The sequence below is a fragment of the Mesorhizobium sp. M8A.F.Ca.ET.207.01.1.1 genome, from assembly GCF_004794715.1.
Taxonomy (GTDB): domain Bacteria; phylum Pseudomonadota; class Alphaproteobacteria; order Rhizobiales; family Rhizobiaceae; genus Mesorhizobium.
In genome coordinates this window covers 1-315 of sequence record NZ_SRUS01000407.1, presented here as the reverse complement: position 1 = coordinate 315, position 315 = coordinate 1, and the positions used below count along the sequence as shown (strand labels likewise).

The following is a 315-nucleotide window of genomic DNA, read 5'->3' as shown; positions in this document are numbered from 1 at the left end:
CGATCTACCGGCAGCGCCTCGGCGTCTTCCAGCGAACCTTCCACGTGCGCATCGAACCAGTCCTGCAGCACGCTGCCGGCCTCGGCCTGCGGCAGCGTCCACAGCTGCGCCCAGATGCCTGTGTCCGGTCGCTTCTGCAGCAGTACGCGCTGCTGGGCGTCGCGCAGCAGCAGGGCCACCGCTTCGCGCTCGGGCAGCGTTTTGCCCGGCTTGGGCGTGGGCAGTTCAGCGGTGCGGCCCTCGCGCCGCGCCACGCACGCGTCCTGCAGCGGGCAGATCACGCAGGCCGGTTTGGCGCGGCTGCACACCGTCGCG

At 72.1% G+C, this 315-nt stretch carries 1 protein-coding gene; it reads right to left on the bottom strand.

What is annotated here, in order from left to right:
- The coding region (locus tag EN850_RS35120; protein ID WP_189591337.1) for an NUDIX domain-containing protein at positions 1-315 on the bottom strand (315 nt) is incomplete at both ends.